This window comes from Streptomyces sp. ISL-96, from assembly GCF_018614035.1.
GTDB lineage: Bacteria > Actinomycetota > Actinomycetes > Streptomycetales > Streptomycetaceae > Streptomyces.
The window spans coordinates 243,376-261,400 of the sequence record NZ_JAGGPA010000011.1 but is presented as its reverse complement, the minus strand read 5'-3'; the positions used below and the strand labels follow the sequence as shown (position 1 = coordinate 261,400).

Genomic DNA, 18,025 nt, shown 5'->3' with positions numbered 1-18,025 from the left:
GCTTGGCGGTGGAGCCGTAGCGGACGCAGGGCAGCGCTGCGAAGACGAGGGGAGGCACGGAGCGCCCTGGTCTGTGCATCTGCCTGGCCCCTCGCAACTCACAGAGACCGATTCATGTGATGCCTACACAACCGCTGCGTGCCCCTTCCGCCGATGTGCCCAGGGACCGTGTCGTCCGCACAGCCTTTCTGTCAGTCAAGGACGCTGCCGAATACCTCGGCCTTTCGCCTCATACGCTCTACGTCTGGCGCCACCGGCGGCAGGGGCCACCCAGCTTCCGTATGGGAACTCGCGGTCGCGTCATGTACCGGCGTGAAGTACTCGATGCCTGGGTCCGCGAACAGGAGCAGGCCGACTCTCGCTCCAACCCGAGCTTGAGCCCTCTGGCCGGTGCCCCGCAGCACCGGCCCGGACGCATCTACGACGTTTGAAACGCCAGGCGCTGCAGGGCGCCGTTCGCCACACCACGCACAAGGAGAGTCCCCTGGCCGGGTACATAGAAGACCGCTGGATCAAGAAGAAGAAGGACCCGGCCACCGGGAGGAGAGAGAGAACCGCTCGCTACGGGAAGGGAAAGCGATACAAGGTCGCCGGCATCCCCGGCATCCGGGATCGCTCCTTCGAGACCTTGGAGGACGCCAAGGCATGGCTTCGCCGGTCCGCCACGGACGAGGAGCGCGGGGAGTTCGTGGACCCGCGTGACGGATCCATCACACTGGCCGACTACATAGCGATGCACTGGGCTCCCGGTAGAGGGGGCGCTCCGAAGACCCAGCAGAACCAGGAGCGGAGGGCGCGGCTGCACATCGTTCCGCATCTGGGCGAACTCCCGCTCAGGAACATCACGGCGGCAGAGCTTCGCGCGTACACGGCGAAGTTGGAGGCAACGGTCTCCTCGGTCGACTACCGACGCGGCATCTTGAGCGAGCTGTCCTCCATTCTGGAGGCGGCCGTCGATGACAAGCGGCTTGCCCAGAACCCGATGCGCGCGAAGTCCGTTCGGTGGCCCAAGGCGTCGCAGGAGCGACGAGAGGCGTGGTCGTTGGAGACGGTACTCCGAGTTCGTGACGTGATCAGCCCACGGAACCGGATAACCGTGGTGCTCGGTCTGGGGTGCGGGCTTCGACAGGGCGAAGTGTTCGGGTTGAGCCCAGAGGACATCGATTATGCGAGAGGCGTCCTTCATGTCCGGCGCCAAGTTCAGGCAGTCAACGGGAAGTTGTACTTCGCCCTGCCGAAGGGGAGGAAGATGCGTAGCGTCGATATGCCGTCCTCGGTGGCCGAGGAGTTGAAGCGTTATGTCGGAGCGTTCCCGCCGGTGGAGGTAGAGCTTCCGTGGGAGAAGCCGGGGCCGGACAGGCCGCGGAGGAAGTTCTCGCTGCTGCTAACGACGCGATTTGGAAACGCCGTGGCCGTGAACACATGGAACACCTACACCTGGAAACCCGCGCTGGCCAAGGCCGGCATCATCCCGCCGCGCCCGAAGGGGGCGAAGCCGTGGCAGTGGGAGGCGGCGCCGAAGGACGGCTTCCATGTGCTGCGACACACCTACGCCTCGATCATGCTGGAGGCGGGGGAGTCCGTGGTGACTCTGGCGCGGTGGCTCGGACACTCCTCGCCGGCTATCACGCTCGGTTACTATGCTCACTTCATGCCGGAGGCTGGGAGCAAGGGACGCACCGCCCTTGACGGAATGCTCGGGAGCCGGGGGGATCGGCACGTCAGCCGAAACTCCCCAGATTCTCCCCAGGGGTGATCGTGGTTCAATTCCCTCGTTTTACGCTGATGGGGTAAGCATCGATTGCAAGATCAGGAAGTCGGATAGCCTGGGAAAATGCTGACAGAAGTCACCGCGACCCGGTACGTCACGCCCTTGCGTGAGGGCGGCTCGCTCCCCGGCATCGTCGAGGCCGACGACCTGGGCACCTACGTCATGAAATTCACCGGCGCGGGACAGGGCCGCAAGACCCTGGTCGCCGAAATCATCTGCGGAGAACTGGCCCGCAGGCTCGGGCTGCGCGTCCCCGAACTCGTCACCATCCAGCTCGACCCGGTGATCGGCCTGGGCGAGCCGGACCAGGAGGTCCAGGAACTGCTCAAGGCGAGCGGCGGACTGAACCTCGGGATGGACTACCTCCCCGGATCGATCGGCTTCGACCCGCTCGCGTACGAGGTGGACCCGGCCGAGGCGGGCCGGGTGGTGTGGTTCGACGCGCTGATCAACAACGTCGACCGCTCCTGGCGCAACCCCAACATGCTCGTCTGGCACGGCGATCTGTGGCTCATCGACCACGGCGCCACCATGATCTGGCACCACAACTGGCCGACCGCCCGGAGCGCGTCAGCGAAGCCGTACAACGCCTCGGACCATGTGCTCGCGCCCTTCGGCCCCGACATCGCGGCCGCGGCCGCCGAGCTGGCGCCGCTGGTCACCGAGGAGCTGCTGACCGAGGTCGCCGCCGAGGTCCCCGTCGAGTGGCTGGTCGACGAGCCCGGCTTCGAGAGGACCGACGCGCTGCGCCGCGCGTACGTCGACGCGCTGCTGCCCCGCGCCGCGACGATCGCCGACCGGATCACCCTCAGCGCGCCGACCAAGGACAAGCCGTCGCGGGCGCCCGGCTGGCTGAAGGACCGCCTGACGCCGCAGCCGCACCCGACCGAGCAGCAGAAGAAGGACGGCCGCGAGTGAGCGCCAAGCGGGATGTCTTCGAGTACGCGCTGGTGCGCGTGGTGCCACGCGTGGAGCGCGGCGAAATGTTCAACGCGGGCGTGCTCGTCTACTGCCGCGCCAAGTCCTTCGTCGCCGCCAGGACCCACCTCGACGAGGCCAAGCTGAAGGCGCTGGACCCCGACGCCGACGTAGCGGGCGTACGGGCCGCCCTGCGGGCCGTGGAGGGCGTCTGCTGCGGCGGGGAGGCGGCGGGGCAGGCGGCGGGCGACGACGCGGGCCGGCGCTTCCGCTGGCTCGTCGCGCCGCGCAGCACCGTCGTACAGCCGGGCCCCGTGCACACGGGCCTCACGACGGATCCGGAGGCGGAGGTCGAGCGCCTGCTCGACCTGCTGGTGCGGTGATCTGCGCTACGCAAATCCCCGGGTCGTTCCTTGGGCCGTTGACACCGCGTGCCATGGCTTCTAGCGTCACGTCTGCTGAAGCTACTAAGCGGTTGCTCAGTGATCGGGTACTCACTCTCGGTCGACTTGGGCGCCGCATCCAAGGGCGAGGAGAACCAGCATGTCCACCACCGAGCAGCGTGTCGCGATCGTGACCGGGGCGGCGCGCGGCATTGGCGCCGCCACCGCGGTCCGTCTTGCGGCCGAGGGCCGCGCCGTCGCCGTACTCGACCTCGACGAGGCCGCGTGCAAGGACACCGTCGAGAAGATCACCGCGGCGGGTGGCACCGCCCTCGCCGTCGGCTGTGACGTCTCCGACAGCGCCCAGGTCGAAGCCGCCGTCGCGCGCGTCGCCGCGGAGCTCGGTGCGCCGACGATCCTCGTGAACAACGCGGGTGTGCTGCGCGACAACCTGCTGTTCAAGATGAGCGAGTCCGACTGGGACACCGTGGTGAACGTGCACCTCAAGGGCGCGTTCCTGATGGCCAAGGCCTGCCAGAAGCACATGGTGGACGCCAAGTTCGGCCGTATCGTCAGCCTCTCCAGCAGCTCGGCGCTCGGCAACCGGGGCCAGGCGAACTACTCCGCCGTCAAGGCCGGCCTGCAGGGCTTCACCAAGACCCTCGCCAAGGAGCTCGGCAAGTTCGGCATTACGGCCAACGCCGTCGCGCCCGGCTTCATCGTCACCGAGATGACCGCGCAGACCGCCGCCCGCGTGGGCATGGGCTTCGAGGAGTTCCAGGCCGCCGCCGCCACCCAGATCCCGGTGCAGCGCGTCGGCACGCCGGACGACATCGCCAACGCCATCGCCTTCTTCACGGGCGAGGACGCCGGTTTTGTCTCCGGCCAGGTCATGTACGTCGCCGGCGGCCCGCTCAACTGACGAGGGACTGAGGATCATGACTGCTGAGGCAGAGGTACGGGACAGCGGGAAGGTCGCGCTCATCACGGGCGCGAGCCGCGGAATCGGTTACGGCGTCGCCCAGGCGCTCGTCGCCCGCGGGGACCGGGTGTGCATCACCGGGCGCAACGAGGACGCGCTCAAGGAGGCCGTGGAGAAGCTCGGCGCCGACCGGGTGATCGGCGTCGCGGGCAAGGCCCACGACGAGGCGCACCAGGCGATCGCCGTCGAGCGCGCCATGGAGGCGTTCGGGCGGGTCGACTTCCTGATCAACAACGCCGGCACGAACCCGGTCTTCGGGCCGATCGCGGAGCTGGACCTCGCTGTCGCCCGCAAGACGTACGAGACCAACGTGATCTCCGCGCTCGGGTTCGCGCAGCAGACCTGGAAGGCGTGGCAGAAGGAGAACGGCGGGGCGATCGTCAATATCGCCTCGGTCGCCGGCCTCTCCGCCTCGCCCTTCATCGGCGCGTACGGCATGAGCAAGGCGGCGATGGTCAACCTGACCCTCCAGCTGGCGCACGAGTTCGCGCCGGGCGTACGGGTCAACGCGATCGCGCCCGCCGTGGTGAAGACCAAGTTCGCCCAGGCGCTCTACGACGGCCGCGAGGCGGAGGCTGCCGCGGCGTACCCGCTGGGACGGCTCGGCGTTCCCGAGGACATCGGGGGAGCGGCCGCTTTCCTCACCTCGGACCAGTCGGACTGGATCACGGGGCAGACACTCGTCGTGGACGGCGGTATCTTCCTGAACGCCGGCGTCCACTGAGTCGTTTTACTCCGTTTTTACTCCGGATATGCTGGATTACGCCCAAGCGCCCTGCCGGGTCTGCCCGTTGAGCCGGCGGGGCGCTGCGGTATGGTCTGCCGACCCATGGCTGATCGAGGAGCGTGCACGTGTTCAACCGGACCAGATGTCTGCAGTCCGCTGCAGCCCTTGCGTCCATATCCCTGCTGACGTCCGGCTGCGGGATGCTGTCCAGTGATCAGTCCGACACCGAGCAGAAGCTCGCTGTCGGTACCACGAGCACGCCCAGCACACTCGACCCGGCCGGCGCATGGGACGGTTCCTGGGAGCTGTACAGAAATGTCTTCCAGACGCTGGTGAGCTACCCCACAGGGAGCACCACGCCTGAGCCCGACGCCGCCGAGAAGTGTTCCTTCACGGACAGCTCGAACCAGGTGTACACCTGCACGCTCCGAGAGGGCCTCACTTTCTCCGACGGAACGGCGCTGGACGCCAAGGCGGCGAAGCACTCGATCGACCGGATCGTCGCGATCGGCGAGAAGGGTGGCCCGAGCGGGCTTCTCTCCAGCCTGGACAAGGTCGAGACGAGCGGTAACCGGAAGATCACCTTCCGGCTGAACAAGCCGGACGCCACCTTCCCGTTCGTGCTCGCGACGCCCGCGATGTCGATGGTGAGCCCCGCGGACTACCCGAAGGACAGGCTCCGCACGGGCAACCAGCTGACCGGTTCGGGCCCGTACAACCTCGCGTCGTACCAGCCGGAGAAGATGGCCGAGCTCGTGAAGAACCCGAAGTACGAGGGGTTCGCCGATCTCAAGAACGACGCCGTCACCATCCACTACTACAAAGACTCCGCCGTGATGGTGGAGGCGTTGAAGAAGAAGGAGATCGACGCGACGTTCCGTGGTCTGACCGCGGAGCAGGTCATCGATCTGGAGGGCCAGCCCAAGGAGAAGGAACTCCAGGTCGTCGAGGCGGTCGGCGCCGAGATCCGGTACCTGGTGTTCAACCCCAAGGACCCGGCCGCGCGCAAGCCCGCCGTCCGCCGGGCCATCGCCCAGGTGGTCGACCGGGGGGCGCTCGTCGACAAGGTCTACAAGGGCACCGCCGAGCCTCTGTACTCCATGATCCCGAGCGGCGTCGCCGGTCACGCGACCAGCTTCTTCGACACCTACGGTGAGCCCAGCGTGCCGAAGGCGCGGAACATTCTCGCCGAGGCGGGCATCACCGAGCCGGTCCCGCTGACCTTCTGGTACACCTCGGACCGGTACGGATCTGCCACCGCGCTGGAGTTCGCCGAGCTGAAGCGGCAGCTGGACGAGTCCGGGCTGTTCAAGATCACGCTGAAGCACCGCCCGTGGAAGGAGTTCGCCAAGGGGTACCAGAAGGGCGAGTACCCGGTGTTTGGCCGCGGCTGGTCCCCCGACTTCCCGGACCCGGACAACTTCGTCGCCCCCTTCGTCGGCGAGAACAACGCCGTCGGTACGCCGTACGACACCCCGGAGATCACGGCCAGCCTGCTGCCGAAGACGCGGCAGGAGAGCGACCGGGCCGCGGTGGGCGACCAGTTCGGGCGCGCCCAGGAGATCCTGCTCGAGGACGTCCGTCTGCTGCCGCTGTGGCAGGGCAAGCTGTACGTCGCCGCCTCCGACGAGATCGCGGGCGCCGAACGGGCGCTGGACCCGCAGACGATCATGCAGGTGTGGCAGCTGCACAAGAAGACCAGCTGGTAGGAGCCGTTGTCAGTGGCCGCGGGTAGGTTCTTTGATGAAGAACTGATCGTTTACCGGAGGTTGTTGACGTGACCGACACCGACATGCTGCCCGAGTCCTGGCGCGGCGTCCTCGGAGACGAGCTGCAGAAGCCGTATTTCCAGCAGCTCACCGAATTCGTCGAGAAGGAGCGGGCGAACGGGCCGGTCTACCCGCCGCGCGAGGAGGTCTTCGCCGCCCTGGACGCCACCCCGTACGACCGGGTGAAGGTCCTGGTCCTCGGCCAGGACCCGTACCACGGCGAAGGACAGGGGCACGGGCTGTGCTTCTCGGTGCGGCCGGGCGTCAAAGTGCCGCCGTCCCTGCGGAACATCTACAAGGAGATGAACGCGGAGCTGGGCACCCCGATCCCGGACAACGGCTATCTGATGCCGTGGGCCGAGCAGGGTGTCCTGCTGCTCAACGCCGTACTGACGGTGCGGGGCGGCGAGGCCAACTCCCACAAGGGCAAGGGGTGGGAGACGTTCACGGACGCGGTGATCCGCGCCGTGGCCTCGCGGCCCGACCCGGCGGTCTTCGTGCTCTGGGGCAATTACGCCCAGAAGAAGCTTCCGCTGATCGACGAGGAGCGGCACGTGGTGGTGAAGGGCGCGCACCCCTCGCCGCTCTCGGCGAAGAAGTTCTTCGGGTCCCGGCCGTTCACGCAGATCAACGAAGCGGTGGCGGCGCAGGGGCACCAGCCCATCGACTGGACTGTGCCCAACCTCGCTGATCTGGCTGCTTGATCGGCCTGATCAGCCCATCAGCCCAGTTGGTGGCTGAAGGTGTACGGGACGGACGGCTCGCCGTGCCGCGCGGTGTAGCCGCCCGTCCCACTCAGCCCGGCCAGAGCGCCGGTCCCCGAGCCCGGTACCACCTCGAAGGTGCAGTGGACCGTGCCGTCCTCGCCGAAGGTGCCCCGCTCCTCGACGGCGAACGTCCCCTCCCGGCCGTCCACGGAGCCGCTGAACAGTTGGTGACCGGTGAAGACGCCGGTCTTCCCGGTCACGTACGCGATGGAGTACTCGCACGTGGTCCCGGCTGCCTCGATGGCGCCGGTGAAGGTGTTGGTGACGCAGGCGCGGGCCAGCTTGGAGGTCTCGTCCGTCCCGGCGACCGGGGTCTCGTCCCAGTTGGCGAAGGTGAAGATTCCGGTGGCCTGTGTGGGCATGGAGGTTCCTTTCAGCAGTCGGCGCGACACTTTCGCGCTCCTGGGAACCAGCTTCCCGTCCGTACCTGACACCTTCTGTCAGGTACGCGGGCAGACTTGGCGCATGCGCGCCGACCGACTGCTCTCCCTGCTCCTGCTGCTGCAGAACCGGGGCCGGATGACCGCCCCGGAACTGGCCGCCGAGCTGGACGTCTCCGTCCGCACCGTCTACCGGGACGTCGAGGCGCTCAGCGCGTCCGGGGTACCGGTGTACGCCGACCGAGGCCCGGCCGGCGGCTACCGCCTGATGGACGGCTACCGCACCCGGCTGACCGGCCTGACGAGTGACGAGGCGGGATCGCTGCACTTCGCCGGCATGCCCGCGGCGGCGGCCGAACTGGGCCTCGCCGCCGACCTCACCGCGGCGCAGCTCAAGTTGGGCGCCGCACTGCCCGAGGGCCTCGCTGAACGCACCCGGCGCGTCCAGGAGCGGTTTCACCTCGACGCCCCCGCCTGGTTCCGGGACGCGGACCCCGCGCCGTACCTCGCCGACGTCGCCGGGGCGGTCTGGCGGCAGCGGCTGCTTCGGGTCGACTACCGGAGCTGGCGCGGCGACGTACACCGCCAACTGGGGCCGCTGGGCGTCGTGCTCAAGGGGGGCAACTGGTATCTCGTGGCGGACGCCGGGGAGTCGGTGCGTACGTACCGGGTGTCGCGGATGCTCGCGGTGGAGGCACTGGATGAGGGCTTCGAGCGGCCGGCCGGGTTCGATCTGGCGGCGTACTGGCAGGAGAGCGCGCGCCGGATGGAGGCCGGGGTACTGCGGGGCGAGGCCCGGCTGCGGGTGTCACCGCGTGGCCTGAGGCTGCTGCCGGTTCAGTTCGGGGCGGCCGGGTCGCAGGCGGTACGGGCGGCGGGGCCGCCGGACGAGGAGGGCTGGGTCGAGACCGTGCTGCGCGTCGAGGCGCTGCCTGTGGCGCTGGGGGATCTGCTGCGGCTGGGGCTGGAGGCAGAGGTGCTCGGCCCGCCGGAACTGCGCGCGGAGGTTGCCCGTACGGTCACCGGCCTGGCTCAGCGCTACCAGGACGGTGCGGCCGCGCGCCCGAGCCTGAGCCCGATTGTCAGTGGCGGGGTCTAGCGTCGAGACCGTCGGGATTATTGGCTTTCCGTGCGGCGGGCGACAGGAGACATGGTCATGGCGCAGCAGGAGACGTCCGAGGACGTCACGATGACACGGATCGGGCAGGCGATCATGCTTCTCCACGCGGGCGACCGCGAGGAGGCGCGCAACCGCCTCGGCGAGCTGTGGACGGAGATCGGCGAGGACGGGGACGCGTTTCACCGCTGCACGCTCGCGCATTACATGGCGGACACGCAGGACGACGCCGGGGACGAACTGGCCTGGGATCTGCGGGCGCTGGCCGCCGCCGACGGGCTGACGGACGAGCGGGTGGCCCGGCACGACTCCTCGGTCGCGGTGCGCGGGTTCTATCCGTCGCTCCATCTCAACCTCGCCGCCGACTATCTGAAGCTGCACCGTCCGGACGCCGCGCGCACCCATCTGGGGCGGGCGCGGGCGGCGTCGGATGCGCTGGGGGACGACGGTTACGGGGACGGGGTGAGGGCGGCCATCGACCGGCTCGAGCGAAGGATCGCGGACGCGGGCTGATCAATGTGCGGCCGTCCCGCGTGCGTCAACGCCCGTAGGTTTCGCGGCAGATGCGGGCCTGGGCGCTGTCGTGCTGCCAGCCGCCGTATCTCTCGCCGAGCGCGCATACGTCGGCTCCCGCTCCCGCGGCGGGGGCAGGCAGGGACGGGAGGACACGCGGAACCTTTACGGCCGGCACGGCGGGCACGGGGTATGCGGGAGCGGCGGGCGCGGGGCGCGCGGGGGCCGGGGCGGGAACTGTGGCCGGGTGGCGGGGTGGTGCGGGGGGCGCGGGGCGGCGTACCTCCGGGGTGTCTCGCGGCCCGGTCCGCGGTGCGGTTCGCTGTGACGGCTGGAGCGCGGCGTCCAGGGCCTCGCGGGCGGGGGCCTGGATGATCTGCGGCTGTACGTTCTGGTCCCGCGCAAGCGGCGCGGCGTCCGCCGCCGGTACGGGGACAGGGGGCGGGCCGGGCTCCACGGCCACGCATCCGGTGACGGTGGCGGAGACGGCCGAGACCGCCACTCCCATGAGGATCTTCGCTGTGGTTCTCGTTCGGTGCACCTGGGCAACTCTGGTGGGCGTGGGGCGGTTTCCGGGTGTGCGCGGGGCGAGATTGGCCCACACGAGTGATCCGGGCCCCGGTCCGGGGTCCGGGGCTCCGCCCCCGTCCGGGGTCTGGGACGGAGCCCCGGGTGATGCGGGTGCGGGCTAGTCGCCCGTCGTGCCGTCGATGCGCTCACGCAGGAAATCGGCGTGGCCGTTGTGGCGGGCGTACTCCTCGATCATGTGGACGTAGATCCACCGGAGGTTGTAGGGCTTCCCGGTGCGGTGCTTGCCCTTGCCGATGTGGTCGAGCGAGTGCGGCGCGGCAAGCTCGCGCGCCCTGTCGATCGCGGCCCGCCAGGCGGTGTGCGCCTCCTCCCAGGTGTCCTGGTCGGTGAAATGGAAGTCGCCGTCCGGGTTCTCGTCGCTGTAGTAGAGCCGGGGGGCGTCCTCGTCGGAGAGCACCCGGTGGAACCAGCCCCGCTCGACCTCCGCCATGTGCCGCACGAGACCGAGCAGCGACATGTCCGAGGGCGGAACGGCCGTCTCCCGCAACTGCTCCTCGCTCAGGCCCGCGCACTTGAGTGCCAGCGTCTCGCGGTGGAACTCAAGCCAGCTTTCCAGCATCTCGCGTTCACCGGCGGTGGTGGAGGGATCGATGCGCTCAGGATTGGTCATGGCGGTCGTCGTCACTCACCGCCTCCACTCACCGCCAGCCTTTATGTGCCGACGCCCGGAGTGCCGAGCATCCCGCGCAGCAGCTCACCGAACCCCTTGCGCAGTTCCTCTTCGCTGGGCACCGCGGAGTGGTACGCCCCGGCCGCGCAGGAGAACATCAGCCCCTCGCACCAGGCCACCAGCGACAGGGCGTGCCGTTCCGGCTCCCGCGAACCGGCCGCCGCCATCAACGCGTTGAGCGGCTCGCGGAACCGGTGGCGGCCCGCCGCGTCGTAGAACGCACGAAGCTCGGGCCTGCGCGTCGCCTCCAGGCCAAGTTCGTAGCGGGCCACGAGCAGTTCGCGGTGGTGCGTCAGATGGCGGTGGAGGACGAGCGCGAGAGCACGGATGATGCCGTCGAGGCTGTCCGACGGGGCGGGGATCTCGTCCAGGGCGAGCACCCGGGCCTCGCGCTCGGCCAGCCGACGCACCGTCGCCTCCAGCAGCGCCTGGCGGGTGCGGGCGTAGTTGGAGGTGGAGCCCTGCGGCAGCCCGGCACGTTCGTCCACCGCCCGGTGGGTGAGCCCCCGCATGCCGCGCTCCACGAGCAGGGCCAGGGCGGCGTCGGTGATGAGCTCGGGGCGGGAGCGACCCGTGGCGGTGCGTGAGGTCATGGGAACAACCTATCGCGCCAACTACACCTGTAGTACACTCATCGAGTCACTACAGGTGTAGTTGCCGAGGAGTCGTCATGGCCATCAGCGGTTCGAGCAGTTCCCAGCACCGCGCCGTCGTCGTGGGAAGCGGAATCGGCGGGCTCACCGCCGCCGTCGCCCTCCACCAGCGCGGCTGGCAGGTCACCGTCCTGGAGCGCGCGGCAGCCGTGGAAGCCGTCGGCGCCGGGATCGCGCTCGCGCCCAACGGGCACCACGCCCTCGACGTCATCGGCCTCGGCGAGGAGATCCGCGAGCTGGCCGCCTGGCAGGGCGACGGCGGCGTGCGCGCCCCCGGCGGCCGCTGGCTCGCCCGTACGAACAGCTCCGCCGCCACCGAGCGCTTCGGCGGTCCCCTCGTCCTCGTCCACCGCGCCACCCTCATCGACCGCCTCGCCGCCCGGCTGCCCGACGGCGCGGTACGCACCGGATGCCCAGCGACACTGACCGATCCCGGCGTAGCGGGCGGCAGGCTCGCCGTCGTCAGCACCCCCGACGGGGACATCGAAGCCGACCTCGTCATCGGCGCCGACGGCATCAACTCCGCGACGCGCCGCGCCCTCTTCCCCGGACACCCCGGCCCGCGCTACGCCGGAATCACCACGTGGCGCGTTGTCGTGCCGGCCCCCGTCGCCCCCTTCGAGCCCCACGAGACCTGGGGCCGCGGCGCCCTCTGGGGCAGCCAGCCGATGAAGGACGGCCGGGTCTACGCGTACGCCGCCGCCGTGGCCCCCGCCGGAGGCCGCTCGGCCGACGGCGAGAAGGCCGAACTCCTGCGCAGGTTCGGTGACTGGCACCACCCCGTACCCGCGATCCTCGACGCGGCCGACCCCGACAAGGTTTTGCGGCACGACGTCCACCACATGATCACCCCGCTCCCCGCCTTCCACCGCGGCAGGACCGCACTGCTCGGCGACGCCGCGCACGCCATGGCGCCCACCATGGGCCAGGGCGGCAACCAGGCCATCGAGGACGGCATCGTGCTGGCCCACCACCTCCCGGACGCGAACGAGCTCGGGACGGGTCTCGCGGCGTACTCCGCCGACCGGCTGCCGCGCACCACCGGCATCGTGCGCAAGTCCGCGCAGATCACCAAGCTGATGTCGGTCCGCAGCGCCCCGGCCGTCGCCCTGCGCGACACCCTCATGGTCCTCGCGGGCTTCGGTCCCGGCCTGGCCCTGCGCGCCTTCGACGGCATCGCGAACTGGCTGCCCCCGCAGCGCACGTATGCTGCCGGGGCACGGGACCACCAGGTCCGGGATCACCAGGTACAGCGTTAGGGAGGCCCCTGTGAAGGTCGGCGTCATCGGGCTCGGCGACATCGCGCAGAAGGCATATCTGCCCGTACTGACCACCCGGCCGGGCATCGAACCGCACCTGCAGACCCGCACGCCCGCCACCCTCGCGCGGGTCGCCGCGACCTACCGCATCCCCGGTGCGCAGTGCCACACGAGCCTCGACGCGCTGCTCGCCCAGGGCCTGGACGCGGCCTTCGTGCACGCGCCCACCGCCGTGCACCCGGAGATCGTGACCCGGCTGCTGGAAGCGGGCGTACCGACGTACGTCGACAAGCCGCTCGCGTACGAACTCGCCGAGTCCGAGCGGCTCGTGCGGCTCGCGGACGAGCGCGGCGTCAGCCTCGCCGTCGGCTTCAACCGCCGTCTCGCCCCCGGGTACGCGCAGTGCGCCGAGCACCCGCGCGACCTGATCATCATGCAGAAGAACCGCGTCGGCCTGCCCGAGGACCCGCGCAGCCTCGTCCTCGACGACTTCATCCACGTCGTCGACACCCTGCGCTTCCTGGTCCCCGGCACCGTCGACCACATCGACGTACGGGCCAAGGTCGTCGGGGGCCTGATCCACCACGTCGTCCTCCAGCTCTCCGGCGACGGGTTCACCGCGATCGGCACCATGAACCGGATGAACGGCTCCACCGAGGAGATCCTCGAAGTCTCCGGCCAGAACGCCAAGCGCCAGGTCGTCAACCTCGCCGAGGTCATCGACCACAAGGGGCAGCCGACCGTGCGCCGTCGCGGTGACTGGGTGCCGGTGGCGCACCAGCGCGGCATCGAGCAGGCCGTGGATTCGTTCCTCGACGCCGTACGGGCCGGAAAGCTGCTCAGCGCCCAGGACGCGCTGCTGACGCACGAGCTGTGCGAGCGGGTGGTCCGGGCGGCCGAGGAGCAGCAGGCCGTCTGAGAGTCCGTACGCCCCCGGCCGCGCCCAGCAGAACCAGTACGGCGAGCGCGCCGTGGACGGCCCAGTCACCTGCGCCGACGTACGCCGTCGTGCCCTCGGCCAGCGGGATGTCGTACACCGCGGACGTGCTCTCGTCCGTCCCCAGCGGTGGGCCGACGCGCTCGCCGCCGGGGCCGAACACCGAGCTGACGCCGGTGAGCGTCGCGTGCACCACCGGGCGTCCGGTCTCGGCGGCCCGCAGCGCCGCGAGGGAGGCGTGCTGCTCGGGGGCCCAGCTGTTCTGGAAGGTCGACGTGGCCGACTGGGCGACGATCACCTGCGCGTCGCCGCGGGTCAGTTCCCTGCTCATGTCGGGGAACGCCGACTCGAAGCACACCAGAGGACCGACGCGCAGCCCACCGGTGGCGCCGCCGCCGGGCAGCGTCATCACCACGGGGTTCGTGCCGCGCCTGCGGTCCTCGGTGGCGGCCTTGCCCACCGAGGTCGCCCAGCCGAGCACGGAACGCGCCGGGACGTACTCGCCGAAGGGGACCAGGCGCATCTTGTCGTAGCGCTCGCCGGTGACGCCCCGCGGGCCGACCAGCACCGAGCTCTTGAAGATGCCGGGGCGGTCCGAGCGCCGCGCGTCGACATTGACCAGCACTTCGGCGTCAACCAGCCGGGAGAGGGCGGCGAGTCTGGCCGCGAGGTCGGGTCGTTCGGTCAGGTCCGCGCCGACGCTGCTCTCGCCCCAGACGACCAGATCGAGGTCCTGTCCCGCCAGTTCGCGGGTCAGCGCCTCGCCGCGCGCGAAGCGCTGTTCGGGACGGTCCGTGCCGCTGACCACACCGGGCTGTACGACCGCGACCCGCACCCGGCCGGACTGCTCGGGGCGCGGCGCCCACGCCCACACGGCGCCGGCCGCGACCGCGCAGGCCGTCAGGGCGGCCACCACGGGTGTACGGGCCGGGGGCACGGTCAGGAGCACGACCACGGCGGTGTTGACCGCCACCACCAGCAGGCTCACCAGCCACACACCGCCGACCGAGGCCAGCCGCAGCGCGGGGGCGACCTCCCACTGGCTCGAACCGAGCAGCCCCCACGGGCCGCCCAGCCCCTCCCAGGATCTGACCAGCTCGGCCATCAGCCAGCCGGAGGGGACGACGACGAGCGCGGCCGTCGCGCGACGGGCCGACGGTGTCCCGCCCAGCATCGAGCGGACCAGCCAGCCCCAGGGAAGCCACAGCAGCGCGAGCAGCGCGGCCAGCACCACGATGAACACATGCAGGCTCGGCATCAGCCAGTGATGCGCGGCGATCATGAACCCGGTGCCGCCGAGCCAGCCGTCCAGAGCCGCCCGCCGGCCCGTCGGCGCGGAGCGGATGAGCAGCATCCACGGCACGAGGGCGACGTACGCGAACCACCAGAGGGAGGGGGCGGGAAAGGCGAGCGCGGGCAGCGCGCAGAGCGCCACCGCGACGGCGCCGCGCCACCAGGGCGACGACGGCCATTCCCACCGGCGGGCCCGAATCCGCATGCGGCGCCTCCTCGTCCTGCCGCTCAGCTCCGTGAGGAGTCCCGGAACAGTCCCTGCCCCCAGTGTGGGGGAGCGCGCCGATCGCGGACAGTGGAGCCCGTCCCGCGCGCCCCGTGTGCCCCGCGCGTCAGCGGGGGTCGAGCGCTCCCGTCGTACGCCGCCACTTCTCCCGTACGACCACCGAACGCAGCCGCCAGCCGCTCTCCGTGCGCAGGAGGCTGAACGCGTAGCGTCCGCCGGACATGAAGTTGGGCTCCGGCGACGGCCCGGAGCCGTCGTCCTTGCTGCCGGCGGGCACGGTTTCCAGCCGCATGGGGTTCACGTAATCGGCCTGGAGCTCCGCCCGGTCCCCGGTGTCGCCGTTGAGATCCTCCAGCCGCAGACGCCGGTTGACGATGAGGTGCTGGCGTACGGGAAAGAGCCGCATCGTCTCCATCAGCCACCCCGCGACTTCGGCGGCCGGTCCCTCGATGCCGCCCGCCGTGCGGTAGTCGGCCCGGCCGTCAGGGGTGAACAGGGCGCGGTATTCGAGCCAGTTGGCGTCGTCCACGGCCACCGCGTACCCGGTGATCACTGCGTCGATGGCCAGTCGGTCCATCACGGTCGCGAGCTCTACACGCTGCGTCATTGGCTCAGTCTCCGGCAGCGAGCGTCCTGAGCCAAGAGCCGCGCACGCCACGAGGGATGGCGAGGTCGGGCGAAGACTCCGTGGTGGTGTTGCGAGGGGTGTCAGGAGGGGGACGTTCGCGAGGTCCTTCGGCGGCTGGGGTCACCAGGCCGAAGAGCCTGCTCCGTACGTGCGGCAGCTTCAGCTGCTCGCGCGTCTGGTCGTGCAAGCATGCGCGGTCACGCTGTGTGACCTCAGGGTGCTGGTGAGGGCGGTGCTCGTGAGCTCCGGGCGGGGCGCGGTACGACGGCCGAGTAGAGGCCCGCGGGTGGCTAGGCCGCTTCGGCTACCTCGCCGCGCACGGCCGCGGCCCAACGCAGGAGCAGGACTTCGTACTCGTCCGCAGGCCATGCCTCGTCCGCGCGCGACTCGACCAGAGCGCGAATTGCCTCATTCGCCTCGGTCAGGGGCCGCACGGAGCCAACCGGCGGGGGAGAGCGGTACATGAGATAAGACTACGTCCAGGCACTGACAGTGAGCACCAGAACGGCAGTGGCTTTCCTCGCATTAAGGTTGATCACCGGGCGCCGAGCGGCGGTGCCCGGACACGCATCAGGAGATCACACACCTTGTCCGAGCAGCGCGTTCATGCGGAATCCGACCCCGGCCGAGGCAGCCTCGACCTGCGAGGCGACTGTGCGAACTGCTTCGGACTGTGTTGTGTCGCACTGGCTTTCACGGCTTCCTCCGACTTCGCGATGGACAAGGACGCCGGGCAGCCCTGCCCCAACCTCCAGGCGGACTTCCGCTGCGGTATTCACCAGCGCCTGAGGCCTCAGGGCTTCCAGGGCTGCACGGTGTACGACTGCTTCGGCGCGGGGCAGCAGATCTCCCGGGTCACGTACGCCGGGCAGGACTGGCGCCAGGCCCCCGACACCGCGCAGCAGATGTTCGCGCTGCTCCCGGTCGTACGGCAGCTCCATGAGCTGCTCTGGTACCTGACCGAGGCGCTGGAGCTCGAAGCGGCCCACGCCCTGCACGGTGACCTGCGCGGCGCGCTGACCGAGATCGAGCGCCTGGCGCAGGGCAGTCCGGACGAGCTCCTGGCCCTGGATGTGGCAGCACACCGGCAGGACGTCAACGTGCTCCTTCTGCGTACGAGCGAACTCGCGCGAGCCGGTGTCACGAAGGGGGCCAAGGGCAAGAAGGGCGGCAAGAAGAAGGACCGCAGGGGCGCCGACCTCATCGGCGCCAACCTCAAGGGTGCTGACCTCCACGGCGTCAATCTGAGAGGCGCCTACCTCATCGGCGCCGACCTCAGGGGCGCCGACCTGAGGGTTGCCGACCTGATAGGGGCGGACTTCCGCGACGCCGATCTCTCGGGGGCCGACCTCACGGGGAGCTTCTTCCTCACACAGTCGCAGCTGAACGCGGCGAAGGGCGACGCCGGCACCAGGCTCCCGCCCGCGCTGACGCGCCCTTCGCACTGGTGAGCTTTCTCAGCCCCGTTCGGCCCCGTCCAGCCCCGTGATCAGCCCGCCGACTCGCCCGCGTGCGGGCTCAGCGTGTCCGTACCGACCAGGATGAACAGTGCGATGCCGAGGATGATCCGGTAGATCACGAACGGCATGAAGCTCTTGGTCGTAATGAACTTCATGAACCACGCGATAACGGCATAGCCGACAATAAAGGCGATGATCGTCGCAAAGATCGTCGGCCCCCACGACACATGGCCGCCCTCGCTCGCGTCCTTGAGCTCGAAGACGCCCGACGCCAGCACCGCGGGGATGGCGAGCAGGAAGGAATAGCGCGCCGCGGCCTCGCGGGTGTAGCCCATCAGCAGCCCGCCGCTGATCGTCGCGCCGGAGCGCGAGACGCCCGGGATCAGGGCCATGGCCTGGCAGACTCCGAAGATCAGGCCGTCCCGCACGCCGAGTTCCTTCAGCGTCTTGCGCTCCCGGATCGCGCGGTGCTTGCCGCCGGCCTCGTCGCGGGCCGCGAGGCGGTCGGCGATACCGAGGACGATGCCCATGACGATCAGGGTGGTGGCGATCAGCCGCAGGTCGCGGAACGGGCCCTCGATCTGGTCCTTGAAGGTGACGCCGAGTACGCCGATGGGGATGGAACCGACGATGACCAGCCAGCCCATCTGGGCGTCGTGGTCGCCGCGCATCGACTTGTCGACGAGGGACTTGCACCACGCGGAGACGATCCGGGCGATGTCCTTGCGGAAGTAGATGAGGACGGCCGCCTCGGTGCCGATCTGGGTGATCGCGGTGAAGGCGGCTCCCGGGTCGTGCCAGCCGGCGAAGGCCGCCGTGAGCCGCAGATGGGCGCTCGACGAGATCGGCAGAAACTCGGTGAGCCCCTGGACGAGTCCGAGGATGAATGATTCGAACCAACTCATGGGGCTAATGCCGTCCCGGATGTATTTGTGCAGCGGCGTGCAGCGTGCAGGTGCAGTCAAGGTCAGTTGGTGCGCA

Annotated in this window: 21 protein-coding genes; 13 read left to right on the top strand and 8 right to left on the bottom strand. The window is 69.9% G+C overall.

From position 1 onward, the window contains the following. Positions 1 to 119: 119 nt before the first annotated feature. The 8 genes from J7E96_RS08400 (at position 120) to ung (ending at position 7,254) form a co-directional block, all read left to right on the top strand. Entirely contained in the window at positions 120 to 431 is a 312-nt protein-coding gene (locus tag J7E96_RS08400; protein ID WP_215129038.1) for an AlpA family transcriptional regulator, read from the top strand. Continuing rightward, positions 428 to 1,756: a site-specific integrase gene (locus tag J7E96_RS08395; protein WP_251069552.1), complete on the top strand. Its 1,329-nt coding sequence runs from the start codon at positions 428 to 430 to the stop codon at positions 1,754 to 1,756. Before J7E96_RS08400 ends, J7E96_RS08395 begins: the two co-directional genes overlap by 4 nt. 78 nt (positions 1,757 to 1,834) lie before the next feature. Next, entirely contained in the window at positions 1,835 to 2,689 is an 855-nt protein-coding gene (locus J7E96_RS08390) for a HipA family kinase (RefSeq protein ID WP_215129036.1), read from the top strand. Continuing rightward, positions 2,686 to 3,072: a DUF3037 domain-containing protein gene (locus J7E96_RS08385; RefSeq protein WP_215129034.1), complete on the top strand. Its 387-nt coding sequence runs from the start codon at positions 2,686 to 2,688 to the stop codon at positions 3,070 to 3,072. Before J7E96_RS08390 ends, J7E96_RS08385 begins: the two co-directional genes overlap by 4 nt. 160 nt (positions 3,073 to 3,232) lie before the next feature. Beyond that, positions 3,233 to 3,994: a 3-oxoacyl-ACP reductase FabG gene (gene fabG, locus J7E96_RS08380; RefSeq protein WP_214971524.1), complete on the top strand. Its 762-nt coding sequence runs from the start codon at positions 3,233 to 3,235 to the stop codon at positions 3,992 to 3,994. A 16-nt stretch (positions 3,995 to 4,010) separates the two neighbouring features. Beyond that, positions 4,011 to 4,778 carry an SDR family oxidoreductase gene (locus J7E96_RS08375; RefSeq protein ID WP_215129033.1) on the top strand — a complete coding sequence of 256 codons (768 nt, stop codon included), beginning with the start codon at positions 4,011 to 4,013 and terminating at the stop codon, positions 4,776 to 4,778. A gap of 128 nt (positions 4,779 to 4,906) precedes the next feature. Further along, the gene (locus tag J7E96_RS08370; protein WP_308295874.1) at positions 4,907 to 6,490 is read left to right on the top strand and encodes an ABC transporter substrate-binding protein; all 1,584 of its coding nucleotides are present in this window, start codon (positions 4,907 to 4,909) and stop codon (positions 6,488 to 6,490) included. A 68-nt stretch (positions 6,491 to 6,558) separates the two neighbouring features. Continuing rightward, a complete protein-coding gene (gene ung / locus J7E96_RS08365; RefSeq protein ID WP_215129031.1) occupies positions 6,559 to 7,254 on the top strand; it encodes a uracil-DNA glycosylase in 696 nt (231 codons plus the stop codon). A gap of 17 nt (positions 7,255 to 7,271) precedes the next feature. Here ung and J7E96_RS08360 read toward each other — a convergent pair whose 3' ends face one another. Beyond that, positions 7,272 to 7,679, bottom strand: a complete 408-nt coding sequence (locus J7E96_RS08360) for a DUF3224 domain-containing protein (protein ID WP_215129029.1) — start codon at positions 7,677 to 7,679, stop codon at positions 7,272 to 7,274. Between the two features lie 103 nt (positions 7,680 to 7,782). Between J7E96_RS08360 and J7E96_RS08355 the strand changes: the two genes are divergently transcribed. Together J7E96_RS08355 and J7E96_RS08350 are read left to right on the top strand one after the other, a co-directional pair. Beyond that, a complete protein-coding gene (locus J7E96_RS08355) occupies positions 7,783 to 8,796 on the top strand; it encodes a YafY family protein (RefSeq protein ID WP_215129027.1) in 1,014 nt (337 codons plus the stop codon). A 57-nt stretch (positions 8,797 to 8,853) separates the two neighbouring features. Then, complete coding sequence (locus J7E96_RS08350; protein ID WP_374196643.1) at positions 8,854 to 9,327, top strand: hypothetical protein; 474 nt, start codon at positions 8,854 to 8,856, stop codon at positions 9,325 to 9,327. Positions 9,328 to 9,352: 25 nt separating this feature from the next. Here the strand turns inward: J7E96_RS08350 and J7E96_RS08345 are convergent, their stop codons facing one another. The 3 genes from J7E96_RS08345 to J7E96_RS08335 all read right to left on the bottom strand — a co-directional run bounded on the left by J7E96_RS08345 (position 9,353) and on the right by J7E96_RS08335 (position 11,181). Beyond that, positions 9,353 to 9,868 (bottom strand): hypothetical protein, encoded by a 516-nt coding sequence (locus J7E96_RS08345; protein WP_308295873.1) that lies wholly within the window; start codon positions 9,866 to 9,868, stop codon positions 9,353 to 9,355. Between the two features lie 147 nt (positions 9,869 to 10,015). Then, positions 10,016 to 10,528 (bottom strand): DinB family protein, encoded by a 513-nt coding sequence (locus J7E96_RS08340; protein WP_215129249.1) that lies wholly within the window; start codon positions 10,526 to 10,528, stop codon positions 10,016 to 10,018. Between the two features lie 41 nt (positions 10,529 to 10,569). Next, entirely contained in the window at positions 10,570 to 11,181 is a 612-nt protein-coding gene (locus tag J7E96_RS08335; RefSeq protein ID WP_215129023.1) for a TetR/AcrR family transcriptional regulator, read from the bottom strand. Between the two features lie 77 nt (positions 11,182 to 11,258). On the opposite strand from J7E96_RS08335, the gene J7E96_RS08330 reads away from it, so the two are divergent. Further along, complete coding sequence (locus tag J7E96_RS08330; protein WP_215129021.1) at positions 11,259 to 12,500, top strand: FAD-dependent monooxygenase; 1,242 nt, start codon at positions 11,259 to 11,261, stop codon at positions 12,498 to 12,500. A 10-nt stretch (positions 12,501 to 12,510) separates the two neighbouring features. Next, positions 12,511 to 13,419, top strand: a complete 909-nt coding sequence (locus J7E96_RS08325) for a Gfo/Idh/MocA family protein (RefSeq protein WP_215129019.1) — start codon at positions 12,511 to 12,513, stop codon at positions 13,417 to 13,419. Here J7E96_RS08325 and lnt read toward each other — a convergent pair. The 3 genes from lnt to J7E96_RS08310 form a co-directional block, all read right to left on the bottom strand. Beyond that, entirely contained in the window at positions 13,340 to 14,935 is a 1,596-nt protein-coding gene (gene lnt, locus J7E96_RS08320; protein WP_215129017.1) for an apolipoprotein N-acyltransferase, read from the bottom strand. The genes J7E96_RS08325 and lnt overlap by 80 nt on opposite strands. 127 nt (positions 14,936 to 15,062) lie before the next feature. Next, positions 15,063 to 15,563, bottom strand: a complete 501-nt coding sequence (locus J7E96_RS08315; RefSeq protein WP_215129015.1) for a nuclear transport factor 2 family protein — start codon at positions 15,561 to 15,563, stop codon at positions 15,063 to 15,065. Between the two features lie 311 nt (positions 15,564 to 15,874). Further along, complete coding sequence (locus J7E96_RS08310) at positions 15,875 to 16,048, bottom strand: hypothetical protein (protein WP_214978767.1); 174 nt, start codon at positions 16,046 to 16,048, stop codon at positions 15,875 to 15,877. Positions 16,049 to 16,171: 123 nt separating this feature from the next. On the opposite strand from J7E96_RS08310, the gene J7E96_RS08305 reads away from it, so the two are divergent. After that, positions 16,172 to 17,035: a pentapeptide repeat-containing protein gene (locus J7E96_RS08305; protein WP_251069550.1), complete on the top strand. Its 864-nt coding sequence runs from the start codon at positions 16,172 to 16,174 to the stop codon at positions 17,033 to 17,035. A gap of 38 nt (positions 17,036 to 17,073) precedes the next feature. Here J7E96_RS08305 and J7E96_RS08300 read toward each other — a convergent pair whose 3' ends face one another. Then, entirely contained in the window at positions 17,074 to 17,949 is an 876-nt protein-coding gene (locus J7E96_RS08300; protein ID WP_215129013.1) for an undecaprenyl-diphosphate phosphatase, read from the bottom strand. Between the last annotated feature and the right edge of the window lie 76 nt (positions 17,950 to 18,025).